Below are 15,710 nucleotides of genomic sequence, written 5' to 3' on the forward strand. Positions count from 1 at the left end.
GACACATATATACCCTTCTTCGGTCATCCCCGGGGAGAAAAAAAGACCCCCACATAACACCACCTCAGAGAGAACAAAGAAACGCCATTTTCATCGCCGTACCAGCCGGGGAGGATCTTCATTCCCCGCCCTCGACAGATTTAATCGAGATCCAGGCGCCCCTGTCCCCCTACAAGGTCCGAGGTCTTGAAATAGCGGGAGAATTCAGGCGTCGTCTGGAGGAGATAACTTCGTCCGCTCCGGTAGCGCGCCACCAGATCGCGCTTGACCAGCTCCTCCACATGAGCATATGCCCCGCCCCCCCTGATCTCGATCAGGTCGCTCTGGAGAATCGGCTGGCGGTATGCGATCACCGAGAGGGTGCGCAGGACTGCACGCGATATCTCGGGACGCATGACCGGATAGACCAGAACGGCATACTCTTCCTTCAAGACCATGAACACGCTCTCGCCTGAATCGATCACTTCAAGCGGGGACGAGCGCGCCGAAAGCCTGGCCGAAAGATCCTCTGCGAGTGCCGGAACCTCTCCCGGTTTTATGCCGAAGATCTTCGCCAGGTCCCCGTAGTTCACCGGCGCGTCGGCAACGAAAAGGGCCGCTTCAAGCATCGCCGTTCTGTCCACCATCAATCCTCCTCACATAAAGGTCGCCAAAATACTCCTCCTGCCGGAGATCAACCTTTCCCTCAAGCATAAGAAAGAGCAGGGGGATATAGACCTCCATCGTCGCCTTCTTGAGAGAGGAGCAGATGTCACGCAGTTTCACCTCGCCACCGGAGGCGATGGCGTCGCAACAACCAAGCACCGCCGAAGCAGCAGCCTGATAATCCTCATCATGGGCCACCGAGACCACATCGGAGGCGCGGATCATCCGCTCGTCCACGCTCTCCGAACGCTGGCGCTGGCGTCTGCGCTCCTCCTTCTCTGCAGACTTCAACTCGGTGATCAACTCGTACAGGGTAACCGGCCGGCGGCGAACCTTTTTCCGCCCGATTCGCCGCTGGATCTCGCGCTCAAGCTGCTCGATCGGCTCGGCAAGATCAAAAGACCCAAAGCTCGCATCCTCTTCGTCAGGAACGGCCTCCTCCTCAGGGAGGTCGTCAGGGATCTCGGCAGCAAGATACGCGGACTTCATCCTCAACAGGGTTGCAGCAAAAAAAAGGGTCCTTCCTGAGATCCGCAGGTCCAGTTCCCGGCACCGTTCCAGCTCGGCAAAGAACCGATCGGTCACCTCGACGATATCGATGTTCCAGGGATCGATCTCGCCGCGCTCGGCGAGCTGGACCAGGATCTCGACTGGCTCTTCATGCATGATTTTCGACACCGGTCACAAGGGTGCTCTTGTCCGGCCTGATGGTCACGCCCATGATCCGATCGGCCCGGTCGATCATCGGTTTGCGCAAAGAAACCGAGATGAACTGCGCAGTGTGAGAAAGTTCTCTGATCATGGCCGCGACCTGCTCCACATTCGAACCATCCAGGAACATATCCACCTCGTCAAAGGCGTAAAACGGGGCAGGCAGATATTTCTGGATCGAGAAGAGGAATGCAAGAGTCGTCAGGGACTTCTCCCCGCCGGAAAGCGCCGAGAGCAGTTGCACCTTTTTATCGCGCGGCTGCACGGCAAAGGTGAGTCCGCCTGAGAACGGATCTTCGGGGTTTTCCAGCACAAGGTGCCCGCTCCCTGCCGTCAACCGCGCGAATGTTTCCCTGAAATGGGCATCGATCTCCCTGAAGGCCGTGGTAAAGGATTCAAACTTCATCTGGTCAAAACGCTCGATCCTCTCCAGGATCGAGGTCCGCTCGACCGAAAGCACCTCCTTTTTGGCGGTCCGGTCGCTGATCCGGTCGCAGACCCGCCCATACTCCTCGATCGCAAGCATGTTCACCGCCCCGATCGCCCGGAGTTCGCGATCGGCCGCGGCGATCCCTTCCTCGATCTCGGCCAGAGAGAGATCGGTCTCCTCACCGGCATGCCCGCGCAGGCCCTCGATCTCAGCCAGAAGCGCATCGGCCTTCTCCAGGAGGGAGGAGATCTGGAGGCGGAGGCGATCGGCCTGCGCGTTCAGTCCGGCCACCCGTTTTTCGGCCGCACCGATCGCCCCGGCAATCTCCTCCCGCTTCTTTCGGAGTTCATCGAGCTCTGCCGAGAACGACTTCTGCCGCTCTTCCAGTGCGGCGATCTCGGCACGGGCACCCTCAATTTCTTCGGCAGAGAGAGCGATCTCGGCATCGATCTCGACATTCTTCCTGACAAACCGCTCGCGCACTTCAGAGAGTTCTTCAACACGCTTTTCGAAGTACTGCCGCTCCCGCTGCGCGTCGGCGATATCAGCCTCCTTGTTTCGCAGGCGCCGCTCAACCCCCTCATGCTCCCGTCGTTTCCGTTCGAGTTCCTCGGTGAGACGCGGGATATCGGTGTCCTCGAGTTTCTTCTTGAGATCCCCGATATCGGCGTTCAGGAGGGAGAGGGCGTCAGCCACTCCGTCAAGCCCGGTTTCGATGGCGGCAAGATCGCCAGCACTCTGCTGCACCTCTGCCTTCAGCGCGGCAAGCGAGGAGGAAAGGGCCTCTTCCTCACCCTTCTGCGCAGTGATGCGCCCCCCGTAGTCCTCAATGATGAGCCCGTACCGGGCGATCCCCTGCTCGATCTCGGCCCGCCGCCGTCTGGCCTCATCAACCTCCCCGGAAAGACGCGCGATCGAGCGTTCGAAGCCGGCGGCTTCCTCCCGCTTCCCGGCAAGCGCGCTGGAAAGTCGGGCGATCCCGTCCTCGACCGCCGCCCCGAAACCCCCTTCCCCCTTCTTTTTCAGATAGCCGCCGGTCATCGCGCCGGACTTTTCGAGGAGATCGCCCTCAAGCGTGACCATCCGGTGCTGACCGATGAGCCTGCGGGCGTTTTCCATGGTGTCGACGACCAGCGTCGTCCCGAACACCTGCTGGAACGCAAGATCGTACTCAGGTCCAAACGCGAGAAGATCCTTTGCATACCCGATCACCCCACGCTCCCGGACGGTCGGGAACTCCCGCGGCCGCAACTTGTTCATGGGGAGGAAGGTAAGGCGGCCAAGCCGCTCCTCCTTGAGATAGCGGATCGCGTCGGCGGCGACGGCGTCGTCGTCGGCCACCACGTAGCGGAGTTTGCCCCCGGCGGCCACGTCCAGTGCCGTGGCGTACTCAGGCGGCGCCCTGCCCAGCTGCGCGATCGTGCCCCGAACGCCCTCCATAGCGAGCACTGCCTCAAGGGCGGCCCCCCCGGCACCGCCGCGGGACTGTTGCTGGGCTTCGAGGCGCATCAGGTCCCGTTCGTCGTTCTGGATCTCCTTTTTTATCCGTTCAAGCGAGGAGCGCCGCGCGAAGAGGGCACTTTCAGCCTCGGAAAGTTTTCGGTCGAGGGCGGTCTTCTCGACCGCAAGATCAGCAGACCCTTTCTTCGCCCCTGCGATCTCTTTCAGGAGGTCGTCATCCCCCTTCCTGATCGCGGCCAGGCGGGACTCGAGCCTCTCCATCTCCGAGGTCCGCATCCGGCTCTTTTCGATAAGGAGATCCTGCTCGCGGAGCAGCGCCGAACGCCGGGCCTTCTTCTCCTCGGCCTCCTGCATCAGGGCAAACAGACGATCCTTGAGGTCTTCCGCCGCTTTTCCTCCCCGAGAAATCTCTTTATCGAGATTTTCAATCACCGCTCTGGCAGCGGCGAGTTCCATCGAGAGGTTTGCCCGGTCGATCGAGAGGGTGCGGACCTGGCCTGTGCACTGCACCACCCGCTCCGCAGCCCTTTTCTCGTCGAGATACGCCCGGTTGATCCCCTCCAGATTACCTTCCTTATCCTTTTTCAGCCGCGCGATCGTGCCTTCGGCGACCTTTATCTTTCCTTTCGCCTCTTCAAGCGCCGATATCAGCCGCAGATACTCTGAGCCGCTCTTCTCGTTGATCTCGGCATCGGCGTCCACAAGGTCGTCCCGCAGGTACGCCAGATCGTTCTCCTCGATCCCGAGATCAGAGAGGGTGCGATCGAGGGCGATCCGCTCCTCCCCGATCGTCCCCAGGAGGCGCCCGTGCTCCCGCTCCATCTCGCGCAGGTGCGCCGCGGCCCGGCAGTTCTGAAAGTGATCGAGCTGCTCTTTCCAGTGCCGGTAGGCGAGCGCCTGCTCCCGCTCGTGCTTCAGTTCTTCCTGACGGGCATTCAGTTCGAAGAGCACCACCTCCTCGCGCTCGATCCGCTCCCTGACCACCTCCAGCTCTTCAAGAGCCCTGACCTTCTTGCCCTCGAACTCAGCGACTCCTGCGATCTCGTCGATGATCTTCCGCCGCTCGAAGTCGCTCATCTCCATGATCCTGGTGATGTCGCCCTGCATCACCACATTATAGCCCTCGGGTTTGATCCCATATTTTGCAAGGAGCTCAACGATATCGTTCTGCTTGACGAGGCGGCCGTTGAGATAGTTATACGAATAGTAACTCGATGCTGTTCGCTTGATCCGCCGCCTGATCTCGGTGCCGTCCGAGAAGGTGATCGCCACCTCGGCGGTGTTCCTGCCTGAATTGAGATTGATCAGGTCGGTGAGCTTCTCGGCGCGCAGACCGCGCGAGCTCGAGAGGGCAAGGGCAAAAAGCAGGCTGTCTATGATATTGCTTTTTCCTGACCCATTCGGACCCGATATGACGGTAAAACCATCTAAAAATGGAATTGAAGTCTTTTTTGAAAAAGACTTGAAATTATCAATCTCAATTCCGGTGATATACACCCGGCAGCCCCTTATTTAGTGATGGTATCGTCATCGTCCTCTGCATAGATGATACCGCCGGACTTCTTCTCCGAACTCCGCCGGCTACCCTTCCGTCCCTCGCTCATCAGACCGGCCGGGGCCTGGTACTTTGTGGGTGCGATGATATATGACGACTTCTCCCGCCGCTCACGCTTGAGCGTGCCGTCGGACTGCATGATCAGGTCCATATCGGCATCGTCCTCCTCGACAGGGGCAGGAACGGGGGCAGGGGCAACCTTCTGTCTCTGAGGCGCCGTGCGCTGTACCGGTTCTGGGGCCGGCGTCGCCGGCGGCTCAACCACGACAACCTTTGCTCTCGCCGCCTTCTCTGCCTCGGCACGCGCCTCAAATGCCCGATAGAGTTTCATGGTGATCGTCTTGAGATCGAGCACCTCCTCGGTGAGCCCTTTCACCAGCGCATCCATATCTTTCATGCGCTGCTCCATCCGATAGATGCGCTCGTCCTCCGGCGTCACAAAGGTCTTTTCAGAGTCCCGCATTGACACTATCTCCCTCTCCCTCTCTTCAAGTTGATGCTCAAGAAATTTCACTTTGGCATCCTTTTTGAGCATATTCTCCCTCAAAATAAAGATGTTTCTATTGCCCTATAAGGATTGTGCTCTTTTCACCGGGGTTTCCCGGAAGCGCACGGCATGGACACTGATTACAACCTCCCTCGCCACGCTCTGCCCCTCCAGCCTCTCCCCCAAACAGCCCCGGGGCAGGGCATGAGCCTTAAAAAGAGGCGATAGGAGAGCATGCCACACCTGCGCCGGCACGTTCAGGAGAGACCGGACGAACGGTTCGATACAGAGGCCGGTTCATTCGCGCCTTGCTGGCAGGAAGGACCAAAAACCTGACCGGCGCTGGAAAAAAAGCCATTACATCTCATCATGACTGGATTAAGCCCGAACACCGGCGAATCATTCCGACCGCAATACCGCCCTGATCCCTCCGGCAGATCGGTATCCCCGCGAGACGACGCCATTTATCTCCCGGCACCGAACGAAGACATAATACCGATCAAAGAGATGTTTCTGTACATGTCCAGTCTTGCCAACACAGATCCAGAAGTCGCAGATATTATTGAAATGGAGCGCCTCCGGCAGACCAACGGCCTTGAACTGATCGCATCGGAGAACATCGTTTCAAAGGCCGTCCTCGAGACCACCGGTTCGATCCTCACCAACAAGTATGCAGAAGGGTATCCTGGCAAGCGCTACTACGGCGGGTGCGAATATTATGATATCGCCGAGAACCTTGCACGCGACCGTCTCTGCCAGCTCTTCGGCGCCGAACATGCCAACGTCCAGGCCCACTCGGGTTCAGGCGCCAACATGGCGGTCTACTTCTCCACCATCAACTACGGCGACAAGATCATGTCGATGAAACTCTCCGAGGGCGGTCACCTCTCCCACGGTTCGCCGGTGAGTTTCTCGGGCAAGATGTACAAGGTCGTCCAGTACGGTGTCGACCATGAGACCGAGCGGCTCGACTATGCCGACATCGCCGCAATGGCCCGGAAAGAGAAGCCGCAGATGATCGTCTGCGGCGCCTCCGCATACCCCCGCGAGATCGACTTCAAGGCCTTCGGCGAGATCGCTGAAGAAGTAGGTGCGTACTGTGTCGCCGACATCGCCCATATCGCCGGCCTCGTCGCCGCGGGCCTGCACAATTCACCGATCGACGTTCTCCCCTTCACCACCACGACGACGCACAAGACTCTCCGCGGACCGCGCGGCGGCGCCATCATGTGCAAACAGGAGTACGCCCAGGTGATCGACAAGGCAATCTTCCCTGGTCTGCAGGGCGGCCCGCTCATGCACATCATCGCCGCAAAGGCGGTCTGTTTCGGGGAGGCGCTCAAGCCGTCCTATAAGGAATACTGCAAACAGATCATCAAAAACGCACAGACCCTCGCCGCAACCCTCGATGCAGAAGGGCTGCGCCTGGTCTCGGGCGGCACCGACAACCACCTGATGCTCCTCGACCTCTCTGACAAGGGGCTCACCGGCCTTCAGGCAGAGAACACCCTTCACGACGCCGGGATCACCGTGAACAAGAACACGATCCCGCGCGAGACCCTCTCGCCGTTCGTGACCAGCGGGCTTCGGATCGGCACCCCGGCCATCACCTCTCGCGGCATGAAAGAAGAGGAGATGAAGCAGATCGGCACCTTCATCGCCACCGTCCTCAACGACATCGAGAACAAGGAGAAGATTGCAGCGGTCAGGAAGGAGGTCGAGGCACTCGCGAGCAAATTCCCAATCTACGCGGTAACAGAATGATACTCGACGGCAAGGCGCTCTCTGAAAAGAGGCTCGAAATCCTGAAGGAGCAGATCGAGGACGCAGGCCTCTACCCCCACCTCGCCACGGTGCTGGTGGGGCAGGACCCGGCCTCGCAGATGTATGTCAGGATGAAACACCGGGCCTGCGAACGTGTCGGGATCGGATCGGTCGGGATCGAACTCCCGGCCGAGGCGACGACGCAGGAGGTGCTGGCGGCGGTGAACCGCCTGAACAATGACTGCGACATTGCCGGCATCCTGGTGCAGCTGCCGCTCCCCGACCGGGTGGACACCGAACGGGTGATCGAGGCCGTTCTCCCGGCAAAGGACGTCGACGGCTTCCACCCGACGAACCTCGGGAAACTCTTCTCAGGCCACCCGGCATTTGTTCCCTGCACGCCGCAGGGGATCATGACGATCCTGGCCGAATACGGGATCGAGACTGAGGGAAAAAATGCCGTCGTCGTCGGGCGCAGCGTGGACGTGGGAAGGCCGATGGCCGCCCTGCTCATAAACGCCAACGCAACGGTGACGATCTGCCACTCAAAGACGCAGAATCTCCCCGCGATCATGCGGCAGGCCGATATCCTGGTCTCCGCTATCGGAAGGGCAAACTTCGTGAGGGCAGAGATGGTGAAGGAAGGCGCGGTGGTCGTCGACGTCGGGATCAACCACGATGAAAACGGAAAACTCTGTGGCGACGTCGATTTCGAAGCGGTGAAAGAGAAGGCCTCCGCAATCACCCCGGTCCCCGGCGGTGTCGGGCCGATGACGATCGCAGCCCTGATGGAAAACACCTTCAGAGCGGCCCGGGCGAACTCATGCACCCGTGTACTGTAAACGGGATGGCGATCGGGGGCGGAGCCCCGGTCCGCCTGATGGGCGTGATCAACTGCAGCCCTGAATCCTTTTTTCCAGGTTCGTATGTCCCGAGGAGCGACGTGCTGGAGCGGGCGCTCTCGATGACAGGCGCGGGGGCCGACCTCGTGGACGTCGGGGCCCGCTCGACGGCGCCGGGGTCGCGGCCCATCAGCGTGCAGGAGGAGATCGAGCGGATCACGGCGGCCCTTGTCTGCATGGACGGGAGCGGCGTCACCGTCTCGGTGGACACGATGCACCCTGCAGTGCTGGAGGCATGCCTCCGCCACGATATCCATGCGATCAACGATATCGGCGGGCTTTCAAACCCTGAATACGCCGCCATCGCCGCCGATGCCGGCCTCCCGGTGATCGCAATGGCAGCGCAGCGCATCCCCGGAGATCCTCGCGGCACGGCCGCCACACTCGCCGCACTGTGTGAAGTGGCCGGACGGGCCGACGCCGCCGGGATCGAAGACCTGATCCTTGACCCGGGCGTCGGCAGGTGGACGCCCGAGCGGACCTTCGAGGACGACTGGGACCTCTGCAGAAATTTCAGGCGGTTTCGGGAACCGGGTTTTCCGGTGCTCCTCGCCATATCGAGAAAATCGTTCATCGGCGACCTCCTGGGAAGATCGTCTGAAGAGCGGCTTGCAGGGACGCTTGCCCTGACGGCACGCCTCCTCCCGTCAGCCGACATGGTGCGGGCCCATGATGTGGCCGAGACGCACGACGCTCTTTTTGTAGTCAGAAAGCTGGAGGATGGATCATGAGCGAGTGGTTCTGTGTCTACGCCCTGCATACCGGCCTGATCAGTGAGGGAGACGACATTGCGGCGGCGGTGCTTGCGGCCGCCGATGCGGCGCCGTGCGCCGGGGTGGCCGACGGCGATATCGTCCTTGTCGCTGAGTCGGCACTGGCGACCGCCGAGGGCCGCGCCGTCCGTCTGGACGACGTCGTCCCCTCGGAAGAGGCACTCCGCCTCGCCGACCGCCATGCGATCGAGCCCAGGATCGCCGAAGTGGTGCTCAGGGAGTCAGACCGCGTCGTCGGCGGTATTCCGGGCTATCTTCTCACCCTGAAAAACGGGACCCTGCTCCCGAACGCCGGTGTGGACCACTCCAACGCTCCCGAGGGAATGGTCGTTCCCCTGCCCGCAGACCCGAACGGGAGTGCTGCGCGCCTCAGGACGGCGATCAGGGAGCGGCGGGGCGTGAACGCCGGCGTGCTCATCATCGATTCACGGACCCACGCAATGCGCCTCGGCTGCAGCGGGGTCGCCATCGGGTGCGCCGGCCTCAGGGCAGTCGTCGACGAGGCCGGGCGCTCTGATCTCTTCGGCAGGAAGCTTGAGGTGACCAAGCGCGCCGTCGGAGACTGCCTGGCGTCGGCCGCGGAACTGCTGATGGGCGAGGCCGACGAGTGCGTCCCGGCCGTGCTGGTGCGCGGCACCGGTATCGAGATGGGAGAGGAGGCGGGCATCCCGACCATCGAGGCTTCAGCGTGTCTATTTATGGGCGCCGCGCTTCACGCCGACCCTTCCGCCTTCGATCGAGAGGGTAAAACCGAGTGATTCGAGGCAGCGGCGGGCCTCGCCCCGTCCGTGGATGAGCACCTCGACCAGATCCTCTTTTTCGTCCACGTCGGTATGGAGCCTGAACGAGTCCACAACGTCCACGGAGAGACCGGCGTCCATTGCGATCTGCATGTGCTTCAAGAAACTTGCACCATAGTAGTTGACCCGAAACCGCGAGGGCTCCCGCAGAAAGATTGCGTTCGTCCCGCCGCCCCGTCCGGGCACCACCGCCATATCGGCGGCGGTCGATACCAATCTGGAGACGGCGGCGCCGTCTGCGAGCGGGAGGTCGGCCATGATGATGAGGACCGGGCTCTTCGACGTCGCAAGGAGGCGGTTCAAGGATTCGTTCAGGCCGTCCGGGTCGAGCAGGATCCGCGCGTCCGGGCGGTCATAAGGTGCGGTGCAGAGGAGCAGGGGAGAGCACCCCCCGGCCTGCGCGGCGGCGATGACGTCAGAAAGCATGGCCCGTGCGAAGGCCTCGCGCTCCTCCTGCTCCATCACGCAGGAGAGGCGGGTCTTGGGATTTTTCGGTTTGAAGGGGATGACTGCGTCAATGGCCATTCCACCAGAGGTTGGCGGGATACCCAAAAAAGCCATGGGTTCTGCTATCGCCTGTACCGGTGACCTGACCTGTCCCCCGGTCGCCAGAAAATCCCCGCGCCGTTCAGCCGCGAAGGTTACATGAAGGTTGAGGGGGAATGGTACCTGCATGCACCGCAGGGTGATCACCTTTTCACGGAACGTCTTCCTCCCGCTCACCACCGTCTGCACAAACGCCTGCAGCTACTGCTGCTTTAAGACACCGGTGAGAGAGGGGTGCGTGATGACGCCGGCCGCGGCGCGCCTGACCATTGAGGCAGGTGTGAAGGCCGGATGCACCGAGGCGCTCTTTACCTTCGGGGAGCGTCCCGGCGAGGTTTCCGGTTTTTCAGATCACCTTGCAGCGCTCGGCTACGGCGACATTCTCGACTACTGCTATGATCTCTGCGAGTACGCCATATCGGCAGGGATCCTCCCGCACACCAACGCCGGGGTGCTCACCTACGGGGAACTCGATCGCCTCAGGGAGGTGAACGCCAGCATGGGGCTGATGCTCGAGACCACCGCAGATGTCCCGGCACACCGGAACTCTCCGGGAAAGGACCCGGCCGTACGGATCGCCATGATGGAGGACGCCGGCAAACTCCGGATCCCCTTCACGACCGGGCTCCTGATCGGGATCGGCGAGACCCCCGCAGACCGGGAGGAGTCCCTCCAGGTGATCGCAGGGCTGCACCGCCGCTACGGCCATATCCAGGAGGTCATCATCCAGAACTTCTGCCCGAAAGAAGGCACCGAGATGGGGGGGGCTGCAACCGTGCCGACGGCTGAATTTGCAGAGACGATCACCCTTGCGCGGGAGATCCTCCCATCAGATGTCGCCGTCCAGATCCCGCCGAACCTGGCCGACGCCGCCGCCCTGATCAGGTGTGGCGTCGACGATCTCGGCGGGGTCTCCCCGCTCACCATCGACTATGTGAACCCCGAGCATCCCTGGCCGCAGATCGAGGAGTTGAAAGGGCTGCTCGGGGACGCATGTTTGCGCGAGCGCCTCTGCATTTACCCGGGGTTCATCAGGAAAGGATGGTACCCGAAAGGGCTGGCGGCGCTGATCCGCCGCCTCCAGAACCAGATTGAGGAGAGGTCTTTGTGACTGAACAGGAACCCATTTACCGCGGAAAGGCAAAGTCCGTCTTCCGCTCGGACAACCCCGACGAACTGATCGTGAAGTTCAGGGACGACATCACCGCCTTCGACGGCGCAAAGAAGGACGAACTCGCCGAGAAAGGGATCTATAACGCCCGCGTTTCGGCATATCTCTTCGAATATCTCAGGGCAAACGGGGTTCCTTCCCACTTCGTGCGGATGGAGGACGAGCGGACGATGATCGTCCGACCCCTGAAGATGATCCCGGTCGAAGTGATCGTCAGAAACATCGCCGCGGGTTCCCTTGTCCGGAACTACCCCTTCGAGGAGGGCGCACCCCTGGATCCCCCGGTGATCGTCCTCGATTACAAAGACGATACCCGCCATGACCCGATGATCAACGAGGAGATCATCGTCGCCCTCGGGCTGATGACCGCCGACGAGATCGCAGGCGTGAAGCAGACCGCCCTGAGGATCAACGACCTCCTCAGAGAGCGTATCGACGAGATCGGCCTCGACCTCGTCGACTTCAAGCTGGAGTTCGGGCGGCACGGCGACGAGATCCTGCTCGGCGATGAGATCTCCATGGACTCGATGCGCCTGTGGGATAAGAAGACCCGCACCTCTATGGACAAGGACGTCTACCGCTTTGACAAAGGAGACGTAATGGCCACCTATGCCGCCGTTGCAGAACGGCTGACCGGAGCGTGAAAAGATGAAGTACACGGCAAAGATCACCATTGCACTGAAAGAAGGCATGCTCGACCCTGAAGCGCGGGCAATTCAGCACGCCCTTGCAAACCTCGGTTTCTCGACCGGATCCCTGAGCACCGCGAGGGTATTTTACATCACCCTCGATGCGGAGAACAAAGAGGCGGCGCAGGCCGTGGCAGAGCAGATGTGCGAACGGCTGCTTGCAAACCCGGTGATCCACCGCTACGAGGTCGAGGTCGGCGCATGAGGTTTGCGGTGGTCCAGTTCGGAGGGAGCAACTGCGACCGCGATGTGGTGCATGCCGTCTCCGATGTCTGCGGCGTCGACTGCGACCTCGTCTGGTATAAGGACGGGATCACAAAGGATTACGACGCCATCGTGATACCCGGCGGCTTTTCCTATGGCGACTACCTCAGGGCGGGAGCAATCGCCGCCCGGACGCCGGTGATGGATGGCATAAGGCGACACGCCGCGGCCGGCGGGCTTGTGCTGGGCATCTGCAACGGCGCCCAGATCGGAGCCGAGAGCGGGCTTGTGCCCGGCACCTTCACGACGAACGCCACCCCGAAGTTCATCTGCCGGCCGGTCTGCCTGCGGGTCGAGACAACGGCGTCCCCGTTCACCCGCCTGTACCGGGAGGGCGAGGTGATCAGGATCCCGATCGCGCATAAGGAGGGCAGGTATGTCGCATCTCCCGAGGAACTCGCCCGCCTGAATGCAGAGGGGCGGGTCGCCTTCCGCTTCTGTGACGCCGACGGGAATGTCACCCCGGCGGCCAACCCGAACGGCGCCGCGGAGAACATCACCGGGGTGCTCGGCGGCCCGGGGAAGAACGTGCTCTGCCTGATGCCCCACCCCGAGCGCGCCTCTGAGGAGGTGCTCGGTTCGGCCGACGGAAAACGGATCTTCCTTGGCATGATCAGGAGCATCGAAGAAGTGGGTCCCCGGGCGTAAAGGGGAAAGGTCAAGTCAGAAGGGGACAAGTGATGCACATGGCAGAGATCACGCAGGAAGAGCTCGAAGAGGAGATCCTGAAGTGGGCGGAGGAGTACGCCAGGCAGAACGGATGGACCCTCAACCCCAATGATAAACAACTCAAGACCGTCATCAGGGGGCTTGCACGGAACACTGTCCGTTTCGGCGAGCAGTACTGCCCCTGCCGGATCAGGAGCGGCGACCCCGACGAGGACAGAAAGATCATCTGCCCCTGCATCTACCACCGCGACGAGGTGGAGAAGGACGGGCAGTGTCACTGCCACCTCTATTTCAGAGAAAAAACGTCTGAAGAGTAGCGCCTGAAGCGCTCACATTTTTCCGTTCTTCGCCCTTTCACCAACTTTTTTCCCCACCGGCTCCCATCCCCCGGATGGGCCCCCTGCCCCTCCGGGGTTTGCCCCCGCGTGTGGGCTTGCCAATCAACTGCCTTCCCCGCACTGCCCGCCGGGGGTTATCACCCCCGAACCTCCCTACACGAACGGGCCGTGAGGAAGATCCAGACGGGGAACATTGCCACCGCTACCCGACACGCAAGAGCGAAGCGCTCATATTTTTTCACCGGGTTTCTCCGGTGCTCAGGTGCCCGAACCGTTTCCAGGGATAGGGCACCGCCACTGCCAGCGCCACCGCCGCAATCAGTGGGAGGGCGAGAGTGGAAAGGGCTGCTTCAAGGGAGAAGGCATCAGCGAGAACGCCGCTTACCGCGACCCCGATGCCACCGGCCCCGACGGCAAGGCCGAGCATGAGCCCGGAGGCGAAACCGACGTTGCCCGGCATCACTTCATGCGCCATCGCCACCGTGACCGAGAAGGTGGACCAGAGGAAGAAGCCGAAGACGAGAAGGGCGGCATAGGAGACCGGCCCCGAGGTGAGGAGGAAGAGCGCAAATGGGGGTATCGAGGCGGCAAGGCCGAGGACGGTCACTTCCTTGCGGCCGAAGATGTCAGAGAGGGCGCCACCGACGTACTGCCCGATCACGCCGGCGAGGAGGGTGAGGGAGACAAGGGTGTTTGCCATGAGGATGTCGACCCCGAGGTGGTCGTGGAAGTAGGCAGGAAGGAAGGCGATGGAGGCGAAGATCGCCCACGACCGCAGGGCCCCGACCCCGATCACCATGGCGATCGGGCGGAACTGGATGGGATCGCGCACTGCAGCCGAAACAACAGCCGTTCTCTCCATACCGTCAGGGGCCGGAAAAATCAGCCTGGAGAAGGCGGCGGTCAGGAGGCCGGGGATGACCAGGAAGATCAGACCGGGCAGGCCGAACGCCCCGACAGCAACCGCGGCGAAGACCGGGCCGACGGCAAAACCGAAGTTGCCGCCGATGACGAAGATCGACGTGAGTCTGCCGCGGTTCTCTGCCTCTGTCAGCCTGTTCACGGCAGAGAGAGCGCCGGGGTGGAAGATTGCGGCCCCGAAGGCAGCGCAGGCCGAGCAGACGAGGAGGACCGGGTAGTCGCCGATGAACCCGAAGACCCCGATGCAGACCGAGGTGAGCACGAAGGGGACGGCGAAGGGGACGGTGACGTCCCTCCGGTCTGAGAGCCATCCGACCGTGGGCTGGAGGAGGGAGGAGGTGATGTTAAAGGCAGCGACAAGGAGACCGGCAAGGAAGTACGAGTAGCCGTGCGTTGCGATGAGAACGGGCAGGACAGCAGGGATGACCGGCGAATAGATGTCGATGACGAAGTGGCCAAGCGAAAGGCCGAGGACTGACCTGAGCTCTTTCAGCATGGGCTCTCCCGCTCGATCTTCAGGATCTCCACCGGAATGTCCATCCGCTCGCGGCGGTGGAAGGCAAATGTTCTGGGGATGGTGAAGGCGCCGCCGACGGCGGCGGTGATCCCGGCCCGGCCCTCGATGTAACGCTCGACAAAGGGGCGCGAACCGGCATTGAAGATGCCGTAGATCACCGGGGCGGCAGTGATGGCGCAATCGATGAACGGCCGGTCGGCATGACGCTGCTGCGCGCCGAAAGGCGGGTTCATGACGACCGTGTCGAACGAGTCGGTCCGCAGGGGAAAAGCCGGGCCGACCTCGCCGCGGATCAGGGCCACCTCGATATCGAGGGAGCGCGCGTTCTCCTGCGCCACCCTGAGGGCCCCGCGGTCGCAATCGATCCCGGCGACCATGGCAGCGTCCAGAAGCCTCGCACCGCAGGCGAGGATGCCGGTGCCGCACCCGAGGTCGAGCACCCGTTTCCCCTCGATCGCCCCTTCACCCGCCGCATGAAAGAGCAGGCGGGCGGCGACCTCGGCCGGCGTTGCATACTGCTCCAGGGCCGGTTTGGGAGAGGGAAAACCGGAAAGTTTCTGGAGGGTCATCTCAAGGTGCCGCAGGCGCATGTCTGCAGAATACTTGGGAGGAGAGAGGGATGAACGTGCCGGAGAGATCAGCCCTGAGAGCACGCCAGCCGGCAGTATATCCCGTTATATTCGATGACCGCCGGAACGGCGGTGCCGTTCGCCTGCCGCACAAACATGTACGTCCACCACAGGGCCTGGTCCTCTTCCCCATTGAGGACGATTGCACTCCAGTCGTCTCCTGGAGGCGGGAGAAAGAAGAGAGAGGTGGGGCGGCGCACCTTCTTTTCCTCCACCACAAGGTCAAAGAGTGCAGGATGCGCGCCGAAATCCTCTGCGGTGAGGTGGACGAGAACATATTGGCCTCCAGGCGCAGAGGCGCCGGGTATCACACCGATATATCCCGACGACCCTGCGACAGTCGAGAAGAAAAAAAAGAGCGGAGAACCCGGCGACGGCAACGAGAAAGATGAGGGCGCACCTGAGTCTCCTGTTCATGACAGGACCTCGCCTTCGGGA

The 15,710-nt window shown here is 61.7% G+C and carries 17 protein-coding genes; 9 read left to right on the forward strand and 8 right to left on the reverse strand.

Features of this window, described 5'->3' with window-relative positions; all coding sequences use genetic code 11:
• Positions 1-140: 140 nt before the first annotated feature.
• The 4 genes from scpB to HWN36_RS04145 are packed head-to-tail and all read right to left on the reverse strand — an operon-like array spanning position 141 to position 5,265.
• On the reverse strand, positions 141-626 hold the full coding sequence (scpB, locus tag HWN36_RS04130) for an SMC-Scp complex subunit ScpB (protein ID WP_176788197.1): 486 nt from the start codon (positions 624-626) through the stop codon (positions 141-143).
• Positions 601-1,311 carry a segregation/condensation protein A gene (locus HWN36_RS04135; RefSeq protein ID WP_176788198.1) on the reverse strand — a complete coding sequence of 237 codons (711 nt, stop codon included), beginning with the start codon at positions 1,309-1,311 and terminating at the stop codon, positions 601-603. The genes scpB and HWN36_RS04135 overlap by 26 nt, the downstream gene beginning before the upstream one ends.
• A complete protein-coding gene (smc, locus tag HWN36_RS04140) occupies positions 1,304-4,744 on the reverse strand; it encodes a chromosome segregation protein SMC (protein ID WP_176788199.1) in 3,441 nt (1,146 codons plus the stop codon). Before smc ends, HWN36_RS04135 begins: the two co-directional genes overlap by 8 nt.
• Before the next feature lie 11 nt (positions 4,745-4,755).
• Positions 4,756-5,265 carry a hypothetical protein gene (locus tag HWN36_RS04145; protein ID WP_176788200.1) on the reverse strand — a complete coding sequence of 170 codons (510 nt, stop codon included), beginning with the start codon at positions 5,263-5,265 and terminating at the stop codon, positions 4,756-4,758.
• Between the two features lie 543 nt (positions 5,266-5,808).
• Between HWN36_RS04145 and glyA the strand changes: the two genes are divergently transcribed.
• Genes glyA through cofE form a run of 4 tightly spaced genes read left to right on the forward strand, consistent with a single transcriptional unit; the run spans position 5,809 to position 9,486 of the window.
• Positions 5,809-7,053: a serine hydroxymethyltransferase gene (gene glyA, locus HWN36_RS04150; RefSeq protein WP_176788201.1), complete on the forward strand. Its 1,245-nt coding sequence runs from the start codon at positions 5,809-5,811 to the stop codon at positions 7,051-7,053.
• Positions 7,050-7,895: a bifunctional methylenetetrahydrofolate dehydrogenase/methenyltetrahydrofolate cyclohydrolase FolD gene (gene folD, locus HWN36_RS04155; protein WP_176788202.1), complete on the forward strand. Its 846-nt coding sequence runs from the start codon at positions 7,050-7,052 to the stop codon at positions 7,893-7,895. Before glyA ends, folD begins: the two co-directional genes overlap by 4 nt.
• The gene (gene folP, locus HWN36_RS04160; protein ID WP_176788203.1) at positions 7,877-8,686 is read left to right on the forward strand and encodes a dihydropteroate synthase; all 810 of its coding nucleotides are present in this window, start codon (positions 7,877-7,879) and stop codon (positions 8,684-8,686) included. The genes folD and folP overlap by 19 nt, the downstream gene beginning before the upstream one ends.
• Positions 8,683-9,486 carry a coenzyme F420-0:L-glutamate ligase gene (gene cofE, locus HWN36_RS04165; protein WP_176788204.1) on the forward strand — a complete coding sequence of 268 codons (804 nt, stop codon included), beginning with the start codon at positions 8,683-8,685 and terminating at the stop codon, positions 9,484-9,486. The genes folP and cofE overlap by 4 nt, the downstream gene beginning before the upstream one ends.
• Here the strand turns inward: cofE and cofC are convergent.
• The gene (gene cofC, locus HWN36_RS04170) at positions 9,421-10,053 is read right to left on the reverse strand and encodes a 2-phospho-L-lactate guanylyltransferase (RefSeq protein WP_176788205.1); all 633 of its coding nucleotides are present in this window, start codon (positions 10,051-10,053) and stop codon (positions 9,421-9,423) included. The genes cofE and cofC overlap by 66 nt on opposite strands.
• A 148-nt stretch (positions 10,054-10,201) precedes the next feature.
• Between cofC and cofG the strand changes: the two genes are divergently transcribed.
• From cofG to HWN36_RS04195, 5 genes are read left to right on the forward strand one after another with little or no spacing between them, the layout of a single operon-like run.
• The gene (gene cofG / locus HWN36_RS04175) at positions 10,202-11,185 is read left to right on the forward strand and encodes a 7,8-didemethyl-8-hydroxy-5-deazariboflavin synthase subunit CofG (protein WP_176788206.1); all 984 of its coding nucleotides are present in this window, start codon (positions 10,202-10,204) and stop codon (positions 11,183-11,185) included.
• Positions 11,182-11,889: a phosphoribosylaminoimidazolesuccinocarboxamide synthase gene (gene purC / locus HWN36_RS04180; RefSeq protein ID WP_176788207.1), complete on the forward strand. Its 708-nt coding sequence runs from the start codon at positions 11,182-11,184 to the stop codon at positions 11,887-11,889. Before cofG ends, purC begins: the two co-directional genes overlap by 4 nt.
• Positions 11,890-11,893: 4 nt before the next feature.
• A complete protein-coding gene (gene purS / locus HWN36_RS04185; protein WP_004037860.1) occupies positions 11,894-12,139 on the forward strand; it encodes a phosphoribosylformylglycinamidine synthase subunit PurS in 246 nt (81 codons plus the stop codon).
• Complete coding sequence (gene purQ / locus HWN36_RS04190) at positions 12,136-12,846, forward strand: phosphoribosylformylglycinamidine synthase I (RefSeq protein ID WP_176788208.1); 711 nt, start codon at positions 12,136-12,138, stop codon at positions 12,844-12,846. The genes purS and purQ overlap by 4 nt, the downstream gene beginning before the upstream one ends.
• 32 nt (positions 12,847-12,878) lie before the next feature.
• Entirely contained in the window at positions 12,879-13,184 is a 306-nt protein-coding gene (locus HWN36_RS04195; RefSeq protein ID WP_176788209.1) for a ferredoxin-thioredoxin reductase catalytic domain-containing protein, read from the forward strand.
• Between the two features lie 259 nt (positions 13,185-13,443).
• Here the strand turns inward: HWN36_RS04195 and HWN36_RS04200 are convergent, their stop codons facing one another.
• The 3 genes from HWN36_RS04200 to HWN36_RS04210 are packed head-to-tail and all read right to left on the reverse strand — an operon-like array spanning position 13,444 to position 15,583.
• Complete coding sequence (locus tag HWN36_RS04200; protein WP_176788210.1) at positions 13,444-14,622, reverse strand: MFS transporter; 1,179 nt, start codon at positions 14,620-14,622, stop codon at positions 13,444-13,446.
• The gene (locus HWN36_RS04205) at positions 14,616-15,233 is read right to left on the reverse strand and encodes an METTL5 family protein (protein ID WP_176788211.1); all 618 of its coding nucleotides are present in this window, start codon (positions 15,231-15,233) and stop codon (positions 14,616-14,618) included. The genes HWN36_RS04200 and HWN36_RS04205 overlap by 7 nt, the downstream gene beginning before the upstream one ends.
• A gap of 47 nt (positions 15,234-15,280) precedes the next feature.
• Positions 15,281-15,583, reverse strand: coding sequence for a hypothetical protein (locus tag HWN36_RS04210; protein WP_176788212.1), 303 nt, complete (start codon positions 15,581-15,583; stop codon positions 15,281-15,283).
• Positions 15,584-15,710: the final 127 nt, after the last annotated feature.

This window comes from Methanofollis tationis (assembly GCF_013377755.1).
GTDB classification, from domain to species: Archaea; Halobacteriota; Methanomicrobia; order Methanomicrobiales; family Methanofollaceae; genus Methanofollis; species Methanofollis tationis.

What these genes read in the sequence shown, in the direction of transcription:
- cofG (WP_176788206.1), top strand. Translation starts at nt 10,202, where the DNA reads ATGCACCGCAGGGTGATCACCTTTTCACGGAACGTCTTCCTCCCGCTC.
- cofE (WP_176788204.1), top strand. Translation starts at nt 8,683, where the DNA reads ATGAGCGAGTGGTTCTGTGTCTACGCCCTGCATACCGGCCTGATCAGT.
- HWN36_RS04200 (WP_176788210.1), bottom strand. Translation starts at nt 14,622, where the DNA reads ATGCTGAAAGAGCTCAGGTCAGTCCTCGGCCTTTCGCTTGGCCACTTC.
- cofC (WP_176788205.1), bottom strand. Translation starts at nt 10,053, where the DNA reads ATGGCCATTGACGCAGTCATCCCCTTCAAACCGAAAAATCCCAAGACC.
- folP (WP_176788203.1), top strand. Translation starts at nt 7,877, where the DNA reads ATGCACCCGTGTACTGTAAACGGGATGGCGATCGGGGGCGGAGCCCCG.
- HWN36_RS04145 (WP_176788200.1), bottom strand. Translation starts at nt 5,265, where the DNA reads ATGCGGGACTCTGAAAAGACCTTTGTGACGCCGGAGGACGAGCGCATC.
- HWN36_RS04135 (WP_176788198.1), bottom strand. Translation starts at nt 1,311, where the DNA reads ATGCATGAAGAGCCAGTCGAGATCCTGGTCCAGCTCGCCGAGCGCGGC.
- scpB (WP_176788197.1), bottom strand. Translation starts at nt 626, where the DNA reads ATGGTGGACAGAACGGCGATGCTTGAAGCGGCCCTTTTCGTTGCCGAC.
- HWN36_RS04195 (WP_176788209.1), top strand. Translation starts at nt 12,879, where the DNA reads ATGCACATGGCAGAGATCACGCAGGAAGAGCTCGAAGAGGAGATCCTG.
- glyA (WP_176788201.1), top strand. Translation starts at nt 5,809, where the DNA reads ATGTCCAGTCTTGCCAACACAGATCCAGAAGTCGCAGATATTATTGAA.
- purS (WP_004037860.1), top strand. Translation starts at nt 11,894, where the DNA reads ATGAAGTACACGGCAAAGATCACCATTGCACTGAAAGAAGGCATGCTC.
- folD (WP_176788202.1), top strand. Translation starts at nt 7,050, where the DNA reads ATGATACTCGACGGCAAGGCGCTCTCTGAAAAGAGGCTCGAAATCCTG.
- purQ (WP_176788208.1), top strand. Translation starts at nt 12,136, where the DNA reads ATGAGGTTTGCGGTGGTCCAGTTCGGAGGGAGCAACTGCGACCGCGAT.
- HWN36_RS04205 (WP_176788211.1), bottom strand. Translation starts at nt 15,233, where the DNA reads ATGCGCCTGCGGCACCTTGAGATGACCCTCCAGAAACTTTCCGGTTTT.